Annotated in this window: 19 protein-coding genes; 7 read left to right on the top strand and 12 right to left on the bottom strand. The window is 63.0% G+C overall.

The annotated features are described in order from the left end of the window. Position 1 precedes the first annotated feature (1 nt). Genes FIU66_RS13845 through FIU66_RS13860 form a run of 4 tightly spaced genes read right to left on the bottom strand, consistent with a single transcriptional unit; the run spans position 2 to position 1,921 of the window. Entirely contained in the window at positions 2-1,309 is a 1,308-nt protein-coding gene (locus tag FIU66_RS13845; protein ID WP_167623307.1) for an erythromycin esterase family protein, read from the bottom strand. Positions 1,310-1,312: 3 nt separating this feature from the next. Beyond that, positions 1,313-1,468, bottom strand: a complete 156-nt coding sequence (locus FIU66_RS13850) for a hypothetical protein (protein WP_167623308.1) — start codon at positions 1,466-1,468, stop codon at positions 1,313-1,315. Between the two features lie 9 nt (positions 1,469-1,477). After that, positions 1,478-1,672 carry a hypothetical protein gene (locus FIU66_RS13855; protein WP_167623309.1) on the bottom strand — a complete coding sequence of 65 codons (195 nt, stop codon included), beginning with the start codon at positions 1,670-1,672 and terminating at the stop codon, positions 1,478-1,480. A gap of 3 nt (positions 1,673-1,675) precedes the next feature. Beyond that, positions 1,676-1,921, bottom strand: coding sequence for a hypothetical protein (locus FIU66_RS13860; protein WP_167623310.1), 246 nt, complete (start codon positions 1,919-1,921; stop codon positions 1,676-1,678). Positions 1,922-2,044: 123 nt separating this feature from the next. On the opposite strand from FIU66_RS13860, the gene FIU66_RS13865 reads away from it, so the two are divergent. Both FIU66_RS13865 and FIU66_RS13870 read left to right on the top strand, forming a co-directional pair. Then, positions 2,045-2,668: a phosphatase PAP2 family protein gene (locus FIU66_RS13865; RefSeq protein WP_167623311.1), complete on the top strand. Its 624-nt coding sequence runs from the start codon at positions 2,045-2,047 to the stop codon at positions 2,666-2,668. After that, positions 2,658-2,963 carry a hypothetical protein gene (locus FIU66_RS13870; protein WP_167623312.1) on the top strand — a complete coding sequence of 102 codons (306 nt, stop codon included), beginning with the start codon at positions 2,658-2,660 and terminating at the stop codon, positions 2,961-2,963. The genes FIU66_RS13865 and FIU66_RS13870 overlap by 11 nt, the downstream gene beginning before the upstream one ends. A 3-nt stretch (positions 2,964-2,966) precedes the next feature. Here the strand turns inward: FIU66_RS13870 and FIU66_RS13875 are convergent, their stop codons facing one another. Beyond that, entirely contained in the window at positions 2,967-3,230 is a 264-nt protein-coding gene (locus tag FIU66_RS13875) for a hypothetical protein (RefSeq protein WP_167623313.1), read from the bottom strand. 161 nt (positions 3,231-3,391) lie between these two features. Between FIU66_RS13875 and FIU66_RS13880 the strand changes: the two genes are divergently transcribed. From FIU66_RS13880 to FIU66_RS13900, 5 genes are read left to right on the top strand one after another with little or no spacing between them, the layout of a single operon-like run. Continuing rightward, positions 3,392-3,916 carry a 2Fe-2S iron-sulfur cluster-binding protein gene (locus FIU66_RS13880; protein WP_167623314.1) on the top strand — a complete coding sequence of 175 codons (525 nt, stop codon included), beginning with the start codon at positions 3,392-3,394 and terminating at the stop codon, positions 3,914-3,916. Beyond that, entirely contained in the window at positions 3,913-4,881 is a 969-nt protein-coding gene (locus FIU66_RS13885; RefSeq protein ID WP_167623315.1) for a xanthine dehydrogenase family protein subunit M, read from the top strand. Before FIU66_RS13880 ends, FIU66_RS13885 begins: the two co-directional genes overlap by 4 nt. 2 nt (positions 4,882-4,883) lie before the next feature. Then, complete coding sequence (locus tag FIU66_RS13890) at positions 4,884-7,058, top strand: xanthine dehydrogenase family protein molybdopterin-binding subunit (RefSeq protein WP_201281131.1); 2,175 nt, start codon at positions 4,884-4,886, stop codon at positions 7,056-7,058. Then, positions 7,058-7,981, top strand: coding sequence for an XdhC family protein (locus FIU66_RS13895; protein WP_167623317.1), 924 nt, complete (start codon positions 7,058-7,060; stop codon positions 7,979-7,981). Before FIU66_RS13890 ends, FIU66_RS13895 begins: the two co-directional genes overlap by 1 nt. After that, the gene (locus FIU66_RS13900) at positions 7,978-8,499 is read left to right on the top strand and encodes an NTP transferase domain-containing protein (RefSeq protein ID WP_167623318.1); all 522 of its coding nucleotides are present in this window, start codon (positions 7,978-7,980) and stop codon (positions 8,497-8,499) included. The genes FIU66_RS13895 and FIU66_RS13900 overlap by 4 nt, the downstream gene beginning before the upstream one ends. 18 nt (positions 8,500-8,517) lie before the next feature. On the opposite strand, the gene FIU66_RS13905 is transcribed toward FIU66_RS13900, so the two are convergent. The 7 genes from FIU66_RS13905 to FIU66_RS13935 all read right to left on the bottom strand — a co-directional run bounded on the left by FIU66_RS13905 (position 8,518) and on the right by FIU66_RS13935 (position 15,757). Continuing rightward, complete coding sequence (locus tag FIU66_RS13905) at positions 8,518-9,408, bottom strand: ParB/RepB/Spo0J family partition protein (protein ID WP_167623319.1); 891 nt, start codon at positions 9,406-9,408, stop codon at positions 8,518-8,520. Beyond that, entirely contained in the window at positions 9,408-10,190 is a 783-nt protein-coding gene (locus FIU66_RS13910; RefSeq protein ID WP_167623320.1) for a ParA family protein, read from the bottom strand. Before FIU66_RS13910 ends, FIU66_RS13905 begins: the two co-directional genes overlap by 1 nt. Beyond that, entirely contained in the window at positions 10,180-10,773 is a 594-nt protein-coding gene (gene rsmG / locus FIU66_RS13915) for a 16S rRNA (guanine(527)-N(7))-methyltransferase RsmG (protein WP_167623321.1), read from the bottom strand. The genes FIU66_RS13910 and rsmG overlap by 11 nt, the downstream gene beginning before the upstream one ends. Next, positions 10,770-12,638, bottom strand: coding sequence for a tRNA uridine-5-carboxymethylaminomethyl(34) synthesis enzyme MnmG (mnmG, locus tag FIU66_RS13920; RefSeq protein WP_167623322.1), 1,869 nt, complete (start codon positions 12,636-12,638; stop codon positions 10,770-10,772). The genes rsmG and mnmG overlap by 4 nt, the downstream gene beginning before the upstream one ends. Beyond that, positions 12,639-13,904, bottom strand: coding sequence for a tRNA uridine-5-carboxymethylaminomethyl(34) synthesis GTPase MnmE (gene mnmE, locus FIU66_RS13925; RefSeq protein WP_167623323.1), 1,266 nt, complete (start codon positions 13,902-13,904; stop codon positions 12,639-12,641). A 10-nt stretch (positions 13,905-13,914) separates the two neighbouring features. Then, on the bottom strand, positions 13,915-15,186 hold the full coding sequence (gene rho / locus FIU66_RS13930; protein WP_126153462.1) for a transcription termination factor Rho: 1,272 nt from the start codon (positions 15,184-15,186) through the stop codon (positions 13,915-13,917). Positions 15,187-15,313: 127 nt separating this feature from the next. After that, positions 15,314-15,757, bottom strand: a complete 444-nt coding sequence (locus tag FIU66_RS13935) for a CopD family protein (RefSeq protein WP_167623324.1) — start codon at positions 15,755-15,757, stop codon at positions 15,314-15,316.

Here is a 15,757-nt window from a genome sequence, read left to right on the forward strand (position 1 = left end):
GCTAGAGCCCGAAGGGCCATGTGTCGGGAAGCGCGCCGTCATTGCCGGCATCCTCGGCTGCGACAAGCGCGGTTGTTTCATCGAACCAGACCCAGGCATCATATTGCCTGCCCGGATCGGCCTGCATGTAATGGCTATAGCGTTCGCTGTCGGGACGATAGATGACGCCGATGAACCGCTGCAGCAGATCCTGCGACAAGCGGGGGGCCAGATCGGGCCGATCGCGCAGATCCAGCAGGAAGCGGTCGATGCCGGTCGCGTGGCAATGCCCCTCGAAGCTGTCCGGTCGCGATGGCCGCACGGTCATGACCCTGCCGGGGCTGTCCCAGTCGTCGGCAGCCGTGACCGTTCCGTGGTCCGTTCCGAACCCGATCAGCGCGGTCTGTTCGCCCCAGCGTTCGCGGGCCAGTTGGCCCAGATTGTGTTCGCGACGAAGCGAGCCCATCTCGGTCGCGCGGGCGTCGCCGATATGGGAATTATGGGCCCAGACCACTGCCTTGGCATCCGGTCCGCCTGCCCGAAGCAGCAGATCCAGCGTATCGGCCATATGCGTGTCGCGCAGGTTCCACGATTCCGGACCGCCGCGATACATCACGCGGTAATAGCGTTCGGCCGAGGCGACCAGTTGCGCGTTGGCTGCCGCATCCAGCAGGTCATGGCTTTGACCATCCTCGAACCTTTTCGCCAGCAGGTCCCGGCATTGCTGGACCACGGCGCGTTCGCAATCCCTATAGCCCGCTCCAGCGGCGCGGCCATAAACCTCGGGACTGTCGGCCCAGGGTTCCAGGCAGCCGTAACGCTGGCGGGCCAAGCGGGCGGCATCCAGATCGGTGCGATCCAGATAATCCAGCACCGCCCGCAACGAGGCATGGAGGTTGTAGAGGTCCAGCCCATAGAAGCCCGCCTGGTCTTCGGCAGGCCGGGTGCTGTTCCAGTTGCGCATCCAGGCCAGCAGGCTTGAGATCTGCGGGTTGCGCCACATCCAGCGGGGAAAGCGTTGGAAAGCCGGGGCCGTGCCGTCGGGCAAGGACATTCCCCGGACAAAGCGGTTCAGGACCGCGGCATCGGGCCAGTCGGCCTCGACCGCGACGATCCGGGTACCGTGCCGTTCGATCATCCGCCGGGTGATGGCGGCACGGGCGGCGTAGAATTCCGATGTGCCGTGGCTGGCCTCGCCCAGCATCAGGACGCGGTGCCGGGCCCAACGGTCGAAGGGGTCTGAAAAGGCGTCGTCCTGTGGGGACGCCAGCCGCTCGCAGCTTTCCGCCATGGCCCGGGCAAGGCCGGGATCCCCCGCCCGGCTCTTCATGGCCTATTCCCCGCCCCGGCCGGAATCGTCTTTCCGGGCCTCGCGTTGTTCCGAGGCCTTCAGGTCGGGCCCGGGATCGAAATCGGGGCCTGCATCGGTGGTGTCCACCTTTTTCTGGATGATGCGCTGCTGCTGGTCATGGGTCTTCTTCCCGACCATGTCCGCCTCCTATTGGTTGGTGCGCCCGCGCTGATCGGGATCGATCCCGCCCTGCGGGTTGGTATCGTTCAGCACGTCGCCTTCGAAGGTGTTGTCGCCCCCGATCTGGGGATCGTCCCGGCCGGCGCCCTTGGACCGGCCGATGCCCGGATCCTGGTCCAGATCCTTGTCGGTCGGGTGGTCCGTCTTGGGATGCTTGCTCATGGATCAGCCCTGCCCTTCTTCGCCATCGTCATCGTCCTGGCGATTGGCGGCATGATCGTGAAGCTGCTCGTTCTGGACGTTGCGGGAATCCAGCCCGCGCTGATCGGAATGGCGGGACTTGTCCCGGTTCGACAGGACCTGGTTCTCGGACAGTTCGTCCATGGTGTCGGGGGACATGCCGCCGGTTCCGTCGCCCTTGCCCTGGTCCTGCTGGCCTGCGCCGAACTTCTTGCTGCTTGCATTCGCCATTCTCGATCCTCCTTCTGCGTATCGGTGGTGGCATGGGGTGAACCGGCGGCCTGCCCTTATGTTCCACCCGGGCCGTCCCCAAACTGTCAGGGAACCGCGCTTCCTGCGCGCCGTTACCAAGCCATGTCGCATCATCATGATCACCAGGACCATCCCGCCCCCGATACCGAGGGGCTCGAGCGGATGGATGTCGAGGCGGCCGCATCCGCAGCCAGGCATCGTCATCACCCGGTCATCAAGATGCTGGGCGCCACCAGCGAGATGGCCGACCAGATTCCGCTGGCCGTCATCTGCGGCGCGGTGATGGCTGCCGGTCTGGCCAGCGGGCGCCCGCAGGTCATGCAAACCGGGGTCCGCATGATGGCGGCCCATGTGCTGGCCAATGTCGTCAAGCGGCGGATCAAGAACCGCCTGCGCCGCACCCGTCCCGAGGAAGTCGTCAGGAAAGGCGACTATGCCTTCGAACTGGGCGAAAGCGAAGGCGGGCACGAAACGTCCTTTCCATCGGGCCATACGGCCGGCGCGGTGGCGGTGGCGGCGATCGTCGCGCGCGACATGCCCTCGCTTGCGGTGCCAGCCCTTGGGATCGCCGCGCTGATGTCCGGCGTGCAGGTCCCCCGGGCAAGGCACTATCCCGTCGATGTCGCGGCGGGTGCAGCCTTGGGCCTTGCCGCCGCCTGGCTGGTCAGCGCGGTGCTGCCGGCCCCCCAAGAATCCCGACCCAAGGAGGAAAACCATGTCGGATAACGCTACCAAGACCGTCTCGGCCGTCTTCGAAACCCGAGAGGCCGCGGATTACGCCATCGAGCATCTGGTCCAGCAGCACGGCCTGAACCGCGCCGATATCTTTGCCGAGCCGCAGGGTGACCAGAATACCGCCGGCAACCGCGTCTCGGGCGGGGATGCCAACAAGGGCGACATGCCGTCCCAGCCCGCCTTGCAGGGTGGGATCAAGGTTTCGGTGGATGCCGCGCAGGACGGCGCGGATTTTGTCCGGACCACCTTCCAGGAGATGGGCGGCCAGGACATCACCTCGCGCTGAGGCCTATTTGCCCGACACGAACTTGTTGAAGCGGCTGGTGTCTCCGCCGGCCGTCTTGTCCTGATATAGGAATTCCAGCCCGTTATCGTCGAAGATCCGGAAGAACTCGTCCCAGTCGATCCGGGTGAGGTTTTCTTCCGGTTCGCCGAAGTCGATGCGCAGGATGCCGCCCTTGCCGCCGGTATCGACCTTGGCGGGATGACCGTCGCGGGCCTCGGCCCAGGTGCGGATTGTGTCGTGGTCGCGGGTGGTGTGGGACTGGGACATGGAAGGCTCCGTTGGTTTCGGGCGGCAGGGTTGCGGGGTCGGAACGCCTGCCGGCAACCTCTGTTCCGTGGCGGAAAGAGACGGGGCAATGGAACGCCCCGGCGCGCCGGTGGTTGAGGGCCTGCCACCAGCCAGCACCAAGGCCAGCATCAGGGGGATCCATGCAGATCAGACTTCACGTGAACGGCGACGCCCATGACCTGGATCTGGACCCGCGCACCTCGCTTCTGGACGCGCTGCGCCACCACCTTGGCCTGACCGGCACCAAGAAGGGCTGCGACCACGGCCAATGCGGCGCCTGCACGGTCCTGATGGACGGGCGCCGGATCAACGCCTGCCTGAACCTGGCCTGCATGGCCGATGACGTGAAGATCACCACCATCGAGGGCCTTGGCACCCCCGACCGGCTGTCCCCCCTGCAGCAGCAGTTCCTGGACCATGACGGATTCCAGTGCGGCTATTGCACACCCGGCCAGATCTGCTCGGCCACCGGGATGCTCGAGGAGATTGCGGCGGGCTGGCCCAGCCACGTGTCCGACAACCTCGAGGGGCCGTTTGCCCCAAGCCACGCCGAGATCGCCGAACGGATGAGCGGCAACCTGTGCCGCTGCGCCGCCTATACCCATATCGTCGCTGCCATCCAGCAGGCCGCGAAGGCCGGCAGCCAGCGCGAGGACGCGGCATGAGGGAATTCACCTATCTTCGCGCCAACTCGGTGGCCGATGTGCCCGCTGGCGCCACGATCATTGCGGGCGGCACCAACCTGCTGGACCTGATGAAGCTGGAAGTGATGGCCCCCGACGCCCTGGTGGACATCACCCGCCTGGATCTCAATCGGATCGAGCCACACGAGGGCGGCCTCCGCATCGGCGCCCTTGTCCGGAACAGCGACCTTGCCGCCGACCCCGTGGTGCGGCGCGAATACCCGGTCCTGTCCCGCGCCTTGCTGGCGGGTGCAAGCGGGCAGTTGCGCAACATGGCAACGACCGGCGGCAACCTGATGCAGCGCACCCGTTGCCCTTACTTCTACGACCGCCGCATGGCCTGCAACAAGCGCGATCCCGGAACAGGCTGCTCGGCGCAAGGCGGCGTGACGCGGCACCATGCGATCCTTGGCGCCTCGGACCGGTGCATCGCCACCTATCCGGGCGACATGGCGGTGGCGCTGCTGGCGCTTGATGCCGTGGTCCAGATCGATGGCCCCGCGCCCCGCGAGGTGCCGCTGGCCGATTTCCACCTGCTGCCGGGCGAGACGCCGCATGTCGAAACCGTCCTGAAACCGGGCGAGGTCATCACCGGCGTCACCCTGCCCGCCCCCGTCGGCGGAGAGCAGCGTTACCGCAAGGTCCGGGATCGGGCGTCCTATGCCTTCGCGCTTGTGTCCATCGCGGCCGTGATCCGCATGGAGCAGGGCCAGATCAGCCATGCGGCCCTGGCCTTCGGCGGGGTCGCCGCCAAGCCCTGGCGCGACGGGGACGCCGAAGCCGTGCTGCTGGGCCGGGAACCATCGGACGCCTTGTTCGCGCAGGCGGCCGACATCCTGCTGAAGCCCGCCCGGGCCTTCGGCGATCATGCATTCAAGATACCCCTGCTGCGTCGCACGCTGATGGCGACGCTGCGCGATGCGACGGGGCTGGAGGCCACAGCATGACCCTGACACGTCACCTGCGCGTCGATGGCCCGAACCACGACGACCGGCTGGACCTCATGGCGCAGGGCGTGCTGGGCCAGCCGCTGAACCGCCTGGAAGGACCGCTGAAGGTCACGGGCCGCGCCACCTATGCCGCCGAGGCGCGGCCCCGGAACATGGCCTATGGCGTGCTGGTCCAGGCGACCGTGCCCGCCGGCAAGGTGCTGGAGATCGGCGATGCGCCGGGCGCCCTGGCCGTGATCCAGGACAAGCGGATGGTGCGCTATGCGGCACAGGGCATGGACGAGAAGGGGCCGACCTCGGGTCCGGACCGGGTCGAATACATGGGCCAGTCCATCGCCCTTGTGGTGGCGGAAAGCTTCGAGGCCGCGCGCCATGCGGCCCAGAACATCGCCATCCGCTACAAGTCCGAAGACGTGCCGGTCCTGCCGGACGCGGTGACCCCGGAACTGCCGCCGAAAAAGCAGTCTGCGGTGGGCGACGTGGACAAGGCCATGCGCGATGCAGCCGTGACGCTGGATCAGGTCTGGCACACGCCCTCGCAGATGTCGGCGGCGATGGAGCCTCATGCCGCGATCGCGGAATGGGACGGGGACCAGGTGACGATCCGTGCCGCCCTGCAGATGCTGTCGTCGAACCGCAAGCAGATGGCCGATGCCCTGGGGATCAAGGAAAAGAACCTGCGGCTGCTGGCCCCCTATGTCGGCGGCGGCTTCGGATCCAAGCTGGGCATCAATGCCGAGGCGGTGGCTGCGGCCATTGCCGCCAAGCAGCTGGAACGGCCGGTCATGGTCGCCATGACGCGCCAGCAGGTCTTCGACCTGGCGCATCGCCGGTCCGAAACCCGTCAGCGAATCCGGCTTGCCCTTGATGGGGACGGCCGGCTGACCGGGATCGGGCATGACGTCCTGGTGTCGAACCTGCCCAGCAGCGAATTCACCGAACCTGTCGCCCAAGCCACGCCCTTCACCTATCAGGCGGCGCAGCGCCAGGTGGTCCATGCCGTGGCCCGCATCCATCGCGGATGCGCCGGATCGGTCCGCGCCCCGGGCGAGGCTGTGGGCGTCACGGTCTTCGAATGCGCCATGGATGAACTGGCCGAGGCTGCGGGAATCGATCCGGTCGAACTGCGCCTGCGCAACATCCCCGATGTCGAACCCACGACCGAGCGTCCCTTTTCAAGCCACAAGCTGGCCGAGGCCTTGCAGGAAGGCGCTCGCCTGTTCGGCTGGTCCGGACGCAAATCCGTAGGCCAGCGGGTCGAGGGCGAATGGATGATCGGGATGGGCATGGCTGCAGCGGTGCGCGTCAACATGCTGATCGAGTCGCGTGCCCGCGTCACCCTGTTGCAGGACGGCCATGCCATCGTCGAGACCGACATGACCGATATCGGCACCGGCACCTATACCATCCTCGGCCAGCTTGCCGCCGAGATGCTGGGCCTTCCGGCGGAGCGGGTCGAGGTCAGGCTGGGCGATACGGACTTCCCGCCTGCATCGGGTTCGGGCGGTTCCTTCGGCGCTGCGTCCAGCGGCAATTCCGTCTATCTGGCCTGCGAAGAAATCCGCAGCCAGATCGCCACCGTCATGGGCTGCAACGAGGCCGACCTGACCTTGCAGGACGGCGTTGCGCGCGCAGGCAATGTCTCAAGGCCGCTGTCCGAACTGATCACGGGCCAGATTACCGCCGAGGGTCATCTGCAGCCCGGCAAGACGGAAAAATCCCACCGTCAGGCCACCTGGGGCAGCCATTGGGCCGAGGTTGCCGTGAACCGCTGGACCGGGGAAGTGCGTGTCCGCCGCATGATGGGTGTCTTTGCCTGCGGACGGGTGCTGAACGAAAAGACCGCCCGGTCGCAATGCCTGGGGGGCATGAGCTTCGGCATCGGCATTGCCCTGACCGAGGCGATGGAACATGATCCGCGTGACGGTCATGCGGTCAGCCGCGACCTGGCGGAATACCATGTCCCGACCCATGCGGACGTGCCCGCGCTAGAGGTTCACTTCCTGCCGGAACGCGACGCCTATGTGGGACCGCTGCAGGCGAAGGGATTGGGAGAATTGGGCATCTGCGGGGCCGGCGCCGCTGTCCTGAACGCGATCCACAACGCTTGCGGCGTTCGTGTCCGCGATCTTCCGGCGACACCCGACAAGATCATCACTGGGCTGGGCGGCTGATGCTGGCAGACCCTGTATCGGACTGCCCTGCCCCGGATGACAATGATCCGCTGGCTGCCGCCCTGGCCTGTCCGGATGCCGTTCTGGCCATCATAACTGGCATCACGGGTCCGTCCTATCGGCCGTTGGGGGCGATGATGGCCTTTTGCGGCGACCGCCAGGTCGGGTCGCTCAGTTCGGGATGCATCGAAAAGGATCTGGCCTCTCATGCAGCACACTGTCTGCAGGAAGGCCCTCGGCAGGTCCGCTATGGAGAAGGCTCGCCATGGTTCGACCTGCGCCTGCCCTGCGGCGGAGGATTGGAGATCACCCTGATCCCTCGCCCCTGCCCCCGTTTGCTTGCGGATGTCCTGACAAGGCGGGCGTCGCGCCTGGACAGTGCCTTGCGCATCACGGCGGCCCAACGGCTGGAACCATGCGAACCCGGACCGACAGGACCGGATGGCGACGGGTTCCGGATTGCCGTCTTGCCTCCGCCCCGCTTCCTGGTCTTCGGCCAGGGTGAGGAAGCGACCGTCTTCGCGGGTCTTGTTCGCGCGGCGGGCTATCCCCATCTGCTTCTTTCGCCTGATCCCACCACACTGGCGAAAGCAAGGTCGGGCGGGATGGACACGCGCCAACTGCACTGGCCGGCACTGCCCACCGACCTTCAGATCGATGGACGGAGTGCCGTGGTGCTGTTCTTCCACGATCACGACTGGGAACCACCAATCCTGGCGAAAGCCTTGGAGTCACCGGCGTTTTATATCGGTGCGCAGGGATCCCTGCGCGCCAGGGACGTTCGCTTGGCGCGGTTGGGCCAGCTTGGTGTCACGGACGGGCTCGATCGCCTGCACGGGCCCATCGGGCTGATCCGCTCGGCGCGCGATCCCAAGGTTCTGGCGGTTTCGGTTATGGCCGAGATCCTGGACCAGGTGCCGTGACGACGGCACTTTTGCTGGCTGCCGGGTCATCCCGTCGGTTCGGCCCGACGTGCAAATTGCAGGCGATGTACCAGGGAAAGCCGTTGGTCCGGCATCCGGCTGACGCAATTCTGCAAGCAGGTCTGCAGGCTGTTGCCGTTGTCGCCGATCCCGCGGTCGAGGCCTTGTTGCCCGAGTTCCGCATCGTCCGTGTTCATCCGGGCCCGCAGTCCCAGTCCCTTCGCGCCGGCCTGGATATGATCACCGACGACCGCGCCTTGGTGGTGCTGGGCGACATGCCGCATCTGGACGCGGCTCTGCTGCTTCGGATCGCATCCGCACCTGCGCCGGCGGCGGCCTTTGACGGAAGCCGGATCATGCCCCCTGCCAGCATTCCGGTCACCATGTTCCCCGAGGTCACTGGCTTGACGGGGGATCGCGGTGCTGCGTCCTTGCTGCAGACCCGGGCCGACCTTTGCAAAATCCCGGTCTCGCGCCATATCCTGAAGGACGTCGACCTGCTTTCGGATCTAGAGTGAAATCCAAGCCACGCGGTGTTACCTTGCAAGAGCCTGGCAGAGCCTGTCCAACTGCTCGAGGTCCTTATAGGCAATGCTGATGGTCCCGCCACCGTTCTTGCCGTGGTCGATGGTGACCTGCATCTTGAGCTGCGCAGAAAGATCGGCCTCCAGGGCGCGTGTATCCGCGTCCTTGTCCCCATTCCGCGCCGCGCGATTTTTTTGGCTATCCTTGGTAGCTTCCGTCCTTCGGCGCACCAAATCTTCGGTTTCCCGCACGGAAAGCCCGCTGTCGATCACGCGGCGCGCCAGGGCGGCAGGATTATCGGCAGTGATCAATGCGCGGGCATGGCCGGCCGTCAGCTTCCCGTCCTTCACATAATCCTGGATCTGGTCCGGCAGCGTCAAAAGGCGCAGCAGGTTGGCGATGTGGCTGCGGCTCTTGTTCAGCGCCTCGGCCAGCTTTTCCTGGGTATGGCCGAACCGGTCCATCAGCTGCCGGAACGACGCGGCCTCTTCGATGGCGTTCAAATCGGCGCGCTGAATGTTTTCGATGATCGCAACTTCCAGAACCTCGGTATCGGAAAGGTCGCGGATGATCACGGGCAACTCGTGCAGCTGCGCCATCTGGGCTGCACGCCAGCGTCTCTCACCGGCGACGATCTGGTAGAGGCTGTCGTCCTTGGGATGCTTGCGCACGATCAGCGGCTGCAGGACGCCCCGCTGTCGCAGGGAATCTGCCAATTCCTGCAAGGCCGCAGGTTCAAAATGACGACGCGGCTGATCGGGATTTGCAGTGATCTGTTCGATGGGCACCATCAGGCGTTCACGGATCGGCTTGGCCTCGACAGCACCGTCAAGGTCCAGGTCGGCCATCAGGGCGGACAGCCCGCGTCCAAGGCCGCGCTTTGCAAGCTTGCTTTCGGACATCAGGCTTCCTCCTTGACCAGTTTCAGACGCGCTGCGAACTCGGCAGCAAATTGGCGATAAGCGCCGCTTCCCTTTGATGTGGGATCGTAAAGCAGGACCGGTTGGGCAAAGGATGGTGCCTCGGACACCCGCACGTTTCGGGGGATGACGGTGGTGAAAACAAGCTCTCCAAGCGTCGCCCTTGCGTCAGCCTCGACCTGTTGGGACAGGTTGTTGCGGTAGTCGGACATGGTCAGCAGGACGCCATTGACCCGCAGGTCAGGGTTGCCACTTTGCCTGACCTTCTTGACGGTCGAGAGTAGCTGGGACAGGCCTTCCAGGGCATAGAATTCAGCCTGGAGAGGGACAAGAACCGCGTCAGCCGCGACCATGGCATTGACCGTCAAAAGGCCCAGGGCTGGCGGACAGTCGATCAGGACGATGCTGTCATCCTCACCCTCCTCCAGCTTTCGCCGCAAAAGCCGCGTCCGCTCTTTCGTCTGAGCAAGGTCAACATCGGCCGACGACAGGTCCGAGGTAGCAGGGACAAGCGACAGGTTGGGAATGTCAGTCTCGACAAGGCATTCCTTGAGCGACTCGGGTCCGGCAAGCAGATCGTAGACCGTCTTGTGCCGCTGACCGACTTCCACGCCCAACCCCGTCGATGCATTCCCCTGCGGGTCCAGATCGATCAGCAGCGTGTTGTGGCCGTCAAGGGCAAGTGCCGCACCAAGATTGATGGCGGTCGTCGTCTTGCCAACACCGCCCTTCTGGTTGGCGATGGCGATGATGCTACGCGCCATGTCGGACCCCGCTTACTTCCAGGATTGCAGCACCCGGCTCAGTCCGGCTCGGATGGGCAACATAGTCAAAATTCCAAGTTTTCCTCGCCTCCTCGACTTCGGATGTCCACTGGCGTCCCTTCATCAGAAACGCCTTCCCCGAAGCCGCAAGGTGCAACTCCAGATATGACATAAGTCTGGGAAGTGGGGCAAGAGCACGCGTGCTGATGCAGTCTGCGTTCAACGCGGGCACGGCCTCGATCCGCTTGTTGAGGACCTTGACCCGGTTCAGACCCGTCTCCCGGATCACTGTCCGCAGAAATGCTGCTTTGCGTTGGCCACTCTCGACCAAGATGAATGAGATGGGATGTTCGGCATGGGCAATGGCGACGACAATCCCTGGCAATCCGCCGCCACTTCCAAGGTCTGCCCAAGATCCTTGTTCAGGACCTTGTAATCTTGCAACCTGAAGGCAGTCTTCGATGTGCCGTTGTCCTATATCCGCGACAGTCGACGGCGCAACGAGATTGATCTTCGGATTCCACAACTTGATCAGGCTTTGGTAGATGCCGAACCGTTCTGTTGTTTCACGTGAAACAATCATGCTCGGCGTTTGCCTTTGGAGCGCGTTGCCGCGAGAATCAGCGTCAGTGCTGCAGGGGTCATTCCTTCAATCCGTGCGGCAGCAGCCAGGGTTTCAGGCCGAAGCTGAACGAGCTTACTTCGCAACTCTGACGACAGGCCCACGAGCGAGCCATAGTCAAAGTCGGAAGGTAGGCTGACAACTTCATCGTTCCGAAGCGCTTCCGCGTCCCGAGCCTGACGGTCCGCATACTGATGATACAGCGCGTCATTTCGAATCTGCTGCAACGTCGTCGTGTCAATGTCCGACAACCCTGGATATAGATTGACTAGATGGTCATGGTCTATTTCGTTTTGCGACAGCAACTGAAAGACTGACCTGCTTTGTCCATCCAGACGAACGGTAATGCCTGCCTTGGCCAAGGCAGACGGCGTGAAAGTTGCAGCCTCGAGTTTTTGCCGCGCCGCCGCGTACTGTTCTTGCCTGTTGAGGAAGGCCACTCTCCTCTCCTCTCCAATACAACCAAGCTCAAGGCCCGTCGGCGTCAGCCGCTGATCGGCGTTATCGGCACGAAGCGTCAGGCGAAATTCGGCGCGAGAGGTAAACATCCGGTATGGTTCTGTCACGCCCCTGGTTGTCAGATCATCAATCATCACGCCGATGTAGCTGTTCGTCCGGCTGAAGACGACAGGCTCCCGATCGGCAGCGGCCGATGCCGCGTTCAGACCAGCAACCAAGCCTTGCGCTGCAGCTTCTTCGTAGCCTGTCGTTCCGTTGATCTGGCCAGCGAGATACAACCCCTCGACCGCTTTCAATCGGAGGGCGGAGGTGAGTGCACGGGGGTCTACATAGTCGTATTCAACAGCATAGCCTGGCTGAAGAATATCGGCAGCTTCCAGACCCAAGATAGACCGCACATATTCAACCTGAACATCCGCAGGCAGCGATGTGGAGATACCGTTGGGGTAAATCGTATGGCTAGTTAAACCTTCCGGCTCTAGGAAGATTTGGTGCGAGTCCTTGTCAGAGAAACGGACGATCTTGTCTTCAATTGATGGACAATATCGTGGCCCCTTCCCCGAGATATGCCCGCCATACATCGCGGACCGCGACAAGTTCCGGGCGATGATTTCATGGGTTGTTGAGTTCGTGTGGGTGATGCCGCACGAAATCTGGGGGGCCAACGGCAGCCGGCTCAGATACGAGAACATCACCGGTTCCTCATCACCAGGCTGATGTTCAAGAACATTCCATTTGATCGTTCGCCCATCCAGACGCGGCGGTGTGCCGGTCTTCAGTCGACCGAGCGGCAGCGCATACCTCAGCAGAGAATCCGCCAGCCGGTTTGAGGCCTGGTCCCCCCACCGACCCGCCGGACGGCTGACATCTCCGATATGGATCACACCGTTCAAGAAGGTTCCGGTGGTCAGGACAATCGCCCGAGCGTGCAGAACCGTCCCATCGGCAAGCTCTATGCCGCAGACCCTGTTGTCATCCCCAACGAGGGAAGCAACTTCGGCAAAAAGCAGTTCAAGGTTTGGCTGGGTGGAAACAGCTTCAAAGGCAGCCGCACGATATAGATCGCGGTCCATTTGTGCGCGGGGACCTTGGACCGCCGCACCCTTCTTGCGGTTCAAGAGGCGGAACTGGATTCCGGCCTGGTCAGCAAGGCGGCCCATCAGCCCGTCCAAGGCGTCAACCTCTCGGACGAGATGGCCTTTTCCCAATCCGCCGATAGCGGGATTGCAAGACAGTGTCCCGATATCTTCCCGCCGCATCGTGACAAGCAGCGTTTTTGCCCCCATCCGAGCCGAGGCAGAGGCTGCTTCCAGACCCGCGTGACCGGCACCAATAACAATGACATCATGCTGTTTCACGTGAAACACCTATTTCCCGATGCAGAAGGAAGTGAAGATCACATCCAGATAATCCTCGGCGCCGATTCTGCCAAGAAAACGATCCAGTGACAGCGCCGCATGCCTGATCGACTCTGCAACCAGTTCGGCAGGAAGTTCAGCCACATCTTCCAACGCGGCCCGAGCGTCAAGCAATGCCTTCAGCTGTCGTTCGTGACTGACTAAGGCTGCCCCTGCCGTTCGATCAGAAAGAACGTCAAACATGGTGTCAAGGAGTCGGTCCAGGCCTTCGCCTGTCAAGGCAGACACTGACAAGTCCGACGCAGCATCACCAAGGTCAGCCTTGCTGGTCACCACTAGGTCACCATCTACCCACAGTGCATTGTCCCGCTCCCCCATCGGCGACAGATGTATCCGCAGATCTGCCGCTTCTGACCGAGAACGCGCACGGTCAATTCCTAGCCGTTCCACGGTGTCGTCAACATCCCGCAGACCTGCCGTATCCATTAGCGTGACTGCCAACCCCTTTAGGTCCAGCCTGACTTCGATGATGTCCCGCGTGGTCCCGGCAACATCCGACACCAAAGCTACTTCGCGCCTTGCAATCCTGTTGATCAGGCTCGATTTTCCGGCATTAGGCGGGCCGATGATGGCAACTTCGAAGCCGTTCCTTATCCTTTCGGCTGCAGAATAACCGGCAATTTGATCGTCCAGTTCACGTCGAAACTGGGCTAGAAGCATAAAGACTTCAGCCGGCACCTCATCGGGGACGTCCTCATCTGCGAAATCGACACTGCTTTCGACCAAAGCCCCCGCTCGCACCAGAAGCGTCCGCCACGCATCGGCTTTTCGGGTCAGTTCGCCGCTGCTGACACGAATGGCCATGCGGCGTTGAGATTCGGTTTCCGCCACCAGAAGATCGCCAAGACCCTCGATTTCGGAAAGGTCCATCCTGCCATTGATGAAAGCCCGGCGCGTGAACTCTCCTGCTTCTGCCAGGCGTGCTCCGCCTTGCGACAGAACTTGTCCAAGACGTCGAACGATCACCGGCGCGCCATGCGATTGAATCTCTGCGACTTCCTCGCCGGTAAAGCTGTGGCCGGCCTTGAACCAGATGACCAAGGCCTGATCCAGGGTTTCTCCATCCACCTGGATGTCGCGAAGATAGGCCTGCCGCGGACAAGGCAAGGGACCAACCAGTTTCTCGACAGCCGCGCGGGCGCCATTGCCGCTTAGGCGAATGACTGAAACGCCACCCCGCCCTGGCGGAGTGGCTTCTGCGTAGATCAGATCCATGGTTGCCCCGTCAGGCGTTCATCGAGTCGAAGAATTCCGAGTTTGACTTGGTCTGCTTCAGTTTCGAGATCAGGAACTCGATCGCATCGGTCGTGCCCATCGGGTTCAGGATCCGCCGCAGCAGATAGGTCTTCTGCAAGTCCTTGGAGTCGACCAGCAGTTCTTCCTTGCGGGTGCCGGACTTCAGGATATCCATGGCCGGGAAGACCCGCTTGTCGGCGACCTTGCGGTCCAGCACGATCTCGCTGTTGCCAGTGCCCTTGAACTCTTCGAAGATCACCTCGTCCATCCGCGAGCCGGTATCGATCAGCGCAGTCGCGATAATGGTCAGCGAGCCGCCTTCTTCGATGTTCCGCGCCGCGCCGAAGAACCGCTTCGGCCGCTGCAGCGCATTCGCATCGACGCCGCCGGTCAGAACCTTGCCAGAACTCGGCACGACGGTGTTGAAGGCCCTACCAAGTCTTGTGATCGAATCCAGAAGAATCACAACATCTCGTTTATGTTCAACCAGACGCTTGGCCTTCTCGATCACCATCTCGGACACGGCGACATGCCGGCTGGCCGGTTCGTCGAAGGTCGACGACACGACCTCGCCCTTGACCGAACGCTGCATATCGGTCACCTCCTCGGGGCGTTCGTCGATCAGCAGCACGATCAGGTAACATTCCGGATGGTTGCGCTCGATCGAATGGGCGATGTTCTGCAACAGCACCGTCTTGCCGGTCCGCGGGGGCGCCACGATCAGCGACCGCTGCCCCTTGCCGATCGGCGCAACCAGGTCGATGATCCGGGCCGAGCGATCCTTTAGTGTCGGATCCTCGATCTCCATCTTCAGCCGCTCATTGGGATAAAGCGGCGTCAGGTTGTCGAAGGCCACCTTGTGGCGGGCCTTCTCGGGATCCTCGAAATTGATGCGCTCGACCTTGGTAAGGGCGAAGTAACGCTCGTTCTCGCCAGGGGCGCGGATCACGCCTTCGACCGTGTCGCCGGTGCGCAGGCTGTGCTGGCGGATCATGTCGGGGCTGACATAGATGTCGTCGGGACCGGGCAGATAGTTCGCGGCCGTCGACCGCAGGAAGCCGAAGCCATCCTGGACCACCTCGAGCACGCCATCGCCGCCGATGTCGAACCCTTCCTCGGCATGTTCCTTGAGGATCGAGAACATCATCTCGCCCTTGCGCATGGTCGAGGCGTTCTCGATCTCCCACTCTTCGGCCAAGGAGAGAAGTTCGGCCGGGCTCTTGGCCTTGAGTTCGGACAGGTTCAAGCGTTCTTCGGACATGATGGCACCGCAATCCCGCGCGGCAGATCCGCACGGCTGGTCAGAATGTGGATCGGGAATCCCCAGGCCGGACGGCCGGGCTTGCGCCTGACATAGACAGGGACGTCGTCAGAGTCAATCTGGGCCTTCAGAACTTGACGATGACCGACAGGACGATGCCGATCATCAAAAGCGTCGGCACCTCGTTCATGATGCGATAGCGGCGTCCCGGAAGCCCCTGGGCGGCCTTCAGGGAACGGCGCTGACCCGCACACCACATGTGAAACCAGGTCATCGCCAGGACGCAGCCCGCCTTGGTCCAGGGCCAGACCATCGACCAGTCGACGATGCCCGGCGTCATCACCAGGAACAGGCCGCTGATCCAGGTCGCGATCATCGCCGGGTTCATGATCAGGCGAAGAAGCTTTTCCTCCATGATGACAAAGCTGCCGGCGGGCTCGGGCGCAGCGCCGCGTTCGGCATGATAGACGAACAGCCTCGGCAGGTAGAACAGCCCTGCCATCCAGGAAATCACGGCCATGACGTGAAATGCCTTGGCATAGGGATAAAGGGTCGAAAGGCCGTCCAGCAT

This window comes from Paracoccus sp. AK26 (genome assembly GCF_011801365.1).
Classification (GTDB): Bacteria; Pseudomonadota; Alphaproteobacteria; order Rhodobacterales; family Rhodobacteraceae; genus Paracoccus; species Paracoccus aerius.

What these genes read in the sequence shown, in the direction of transcription:
- FIU66_RS13935 (WP_167623324.1), bottom strand. Translation starts at nt 15,757, where the DNA reads ATGCTGGACGGCCTTTCGACCCTTTATCCCTATGCCAAGGCATTTCAC.
- FIU66_RS13880 (WP_167623314.1), top strand. Translation starts at nt 3,392, where the DNA reads ATGCAGATCAGACTTCACGTGAACGGCGACGCCCATGACCTGGATCTG.
- FIU66_RS13875 (WP_167623313.1), bottom strand. Translation starts at nt 3,230, where the DNA reads ATGTCCCAGTCCCACACCACCCGCGACCACGACACAATCCGCACCTGG.
- FIU66_RS13860 (WP_167623310.1), bottom strand. Translation starts at nt 1,921, where the DNA reads ATGGCGAATGCAAGCAGCAAGAAGTTCGGCGCAGGCCAGCAGGACCAG.
- FIU66_RS13855 (WP_167623309.1), bottom strand. Translation starts at nt 1,672, where the DNA reads ATGAGCAAGCATCCCAAGACGGACCACCCGACCGACAAGGATCTGGAC.
- FIU66_RS13865 (WP_167623311.1), top strand. Translation starts at nt 2,045, where the DNA reads ATGTCGCATCATCATGATCACCAGGACCATCCCGCCCCCGATACCGAG.
- FIU66_RS13910 (WP_167623320.1), bottom strand. Translation starts at nt 10,190, where the DNA reads ATGGCGCGTAGCATCATCGCCATCGCCAACCAGAAGGGCGGTGTTGGC.
- FIU66_RS13845 (WP_167623307.1), bottom strand. Translation starts at nt 1,309, where the DNA reads ATGAAGAGCCGGGCGGGGGATCCCGGCCTTGCCCGGGCCATGGCGGAA.
- FIU66_RS13905 (WP_167623319.1), bottom strand. Translation starts at nt 9,408, where the DNA reads ATGTCCGAAAGCAAGCTTGCAAAGCGCGGCCTTGGACGCGGGCTGTCC.
- mnmE (WP_167623323.1), bottom strand. Translation starts at nt 13,904, where the DNA reads ATGGATCTGATCTACGCAGAAGCCACTCCGCCAGGGCGGGGTGGCGTT.
- FIU66_RS13895 (WP_167623317.1), top strand. Translation starts at nt 7,058, where the DNA reads ATGCTGGCAGACCCTGTATCGGACTGCCCTGCCCCGGATGACAATGAT.
- FIU66_RS13885 (WP_167623315.1), top strand. Translation starts at nt 3,913, where the DNA reads ATGAGGGAATTCACCTATCTTCGCGCCAACTCGGTGGCCGATGTGCCC.
- FIU66_RS13870 (WP_167623312.1), top strand. Translation starts at nt 2,658, where the DNA reads ATGTCGGATAACGCTACCAAGACCGTCTCGGCCGTCTTCGAAACCCGA.
- rsmG (WP_167623321.1), bottom strand. Translation starts at nt 10,773, where the DNA reads ATGATTGTTTCACGTGAAACAACAGAACGGTTCGGCATCTACCAAAGC.
- rho (WP_126153462.1), bottom strand. Translation starts at nt 15,186, where the DNA reads ATGTCCGAAGAACGCTTGAACCTGTCCGAACTCAAGGCCAAGAGCCCG.
- FIU66_RS13850 (WP_167623308.1), bottom strand. Translation starts at nt 1,468, where the DNA reads ATGGTCGGGAAGAAGACCCATGACCAGCAGCAGCGCATCATCCAGAAA.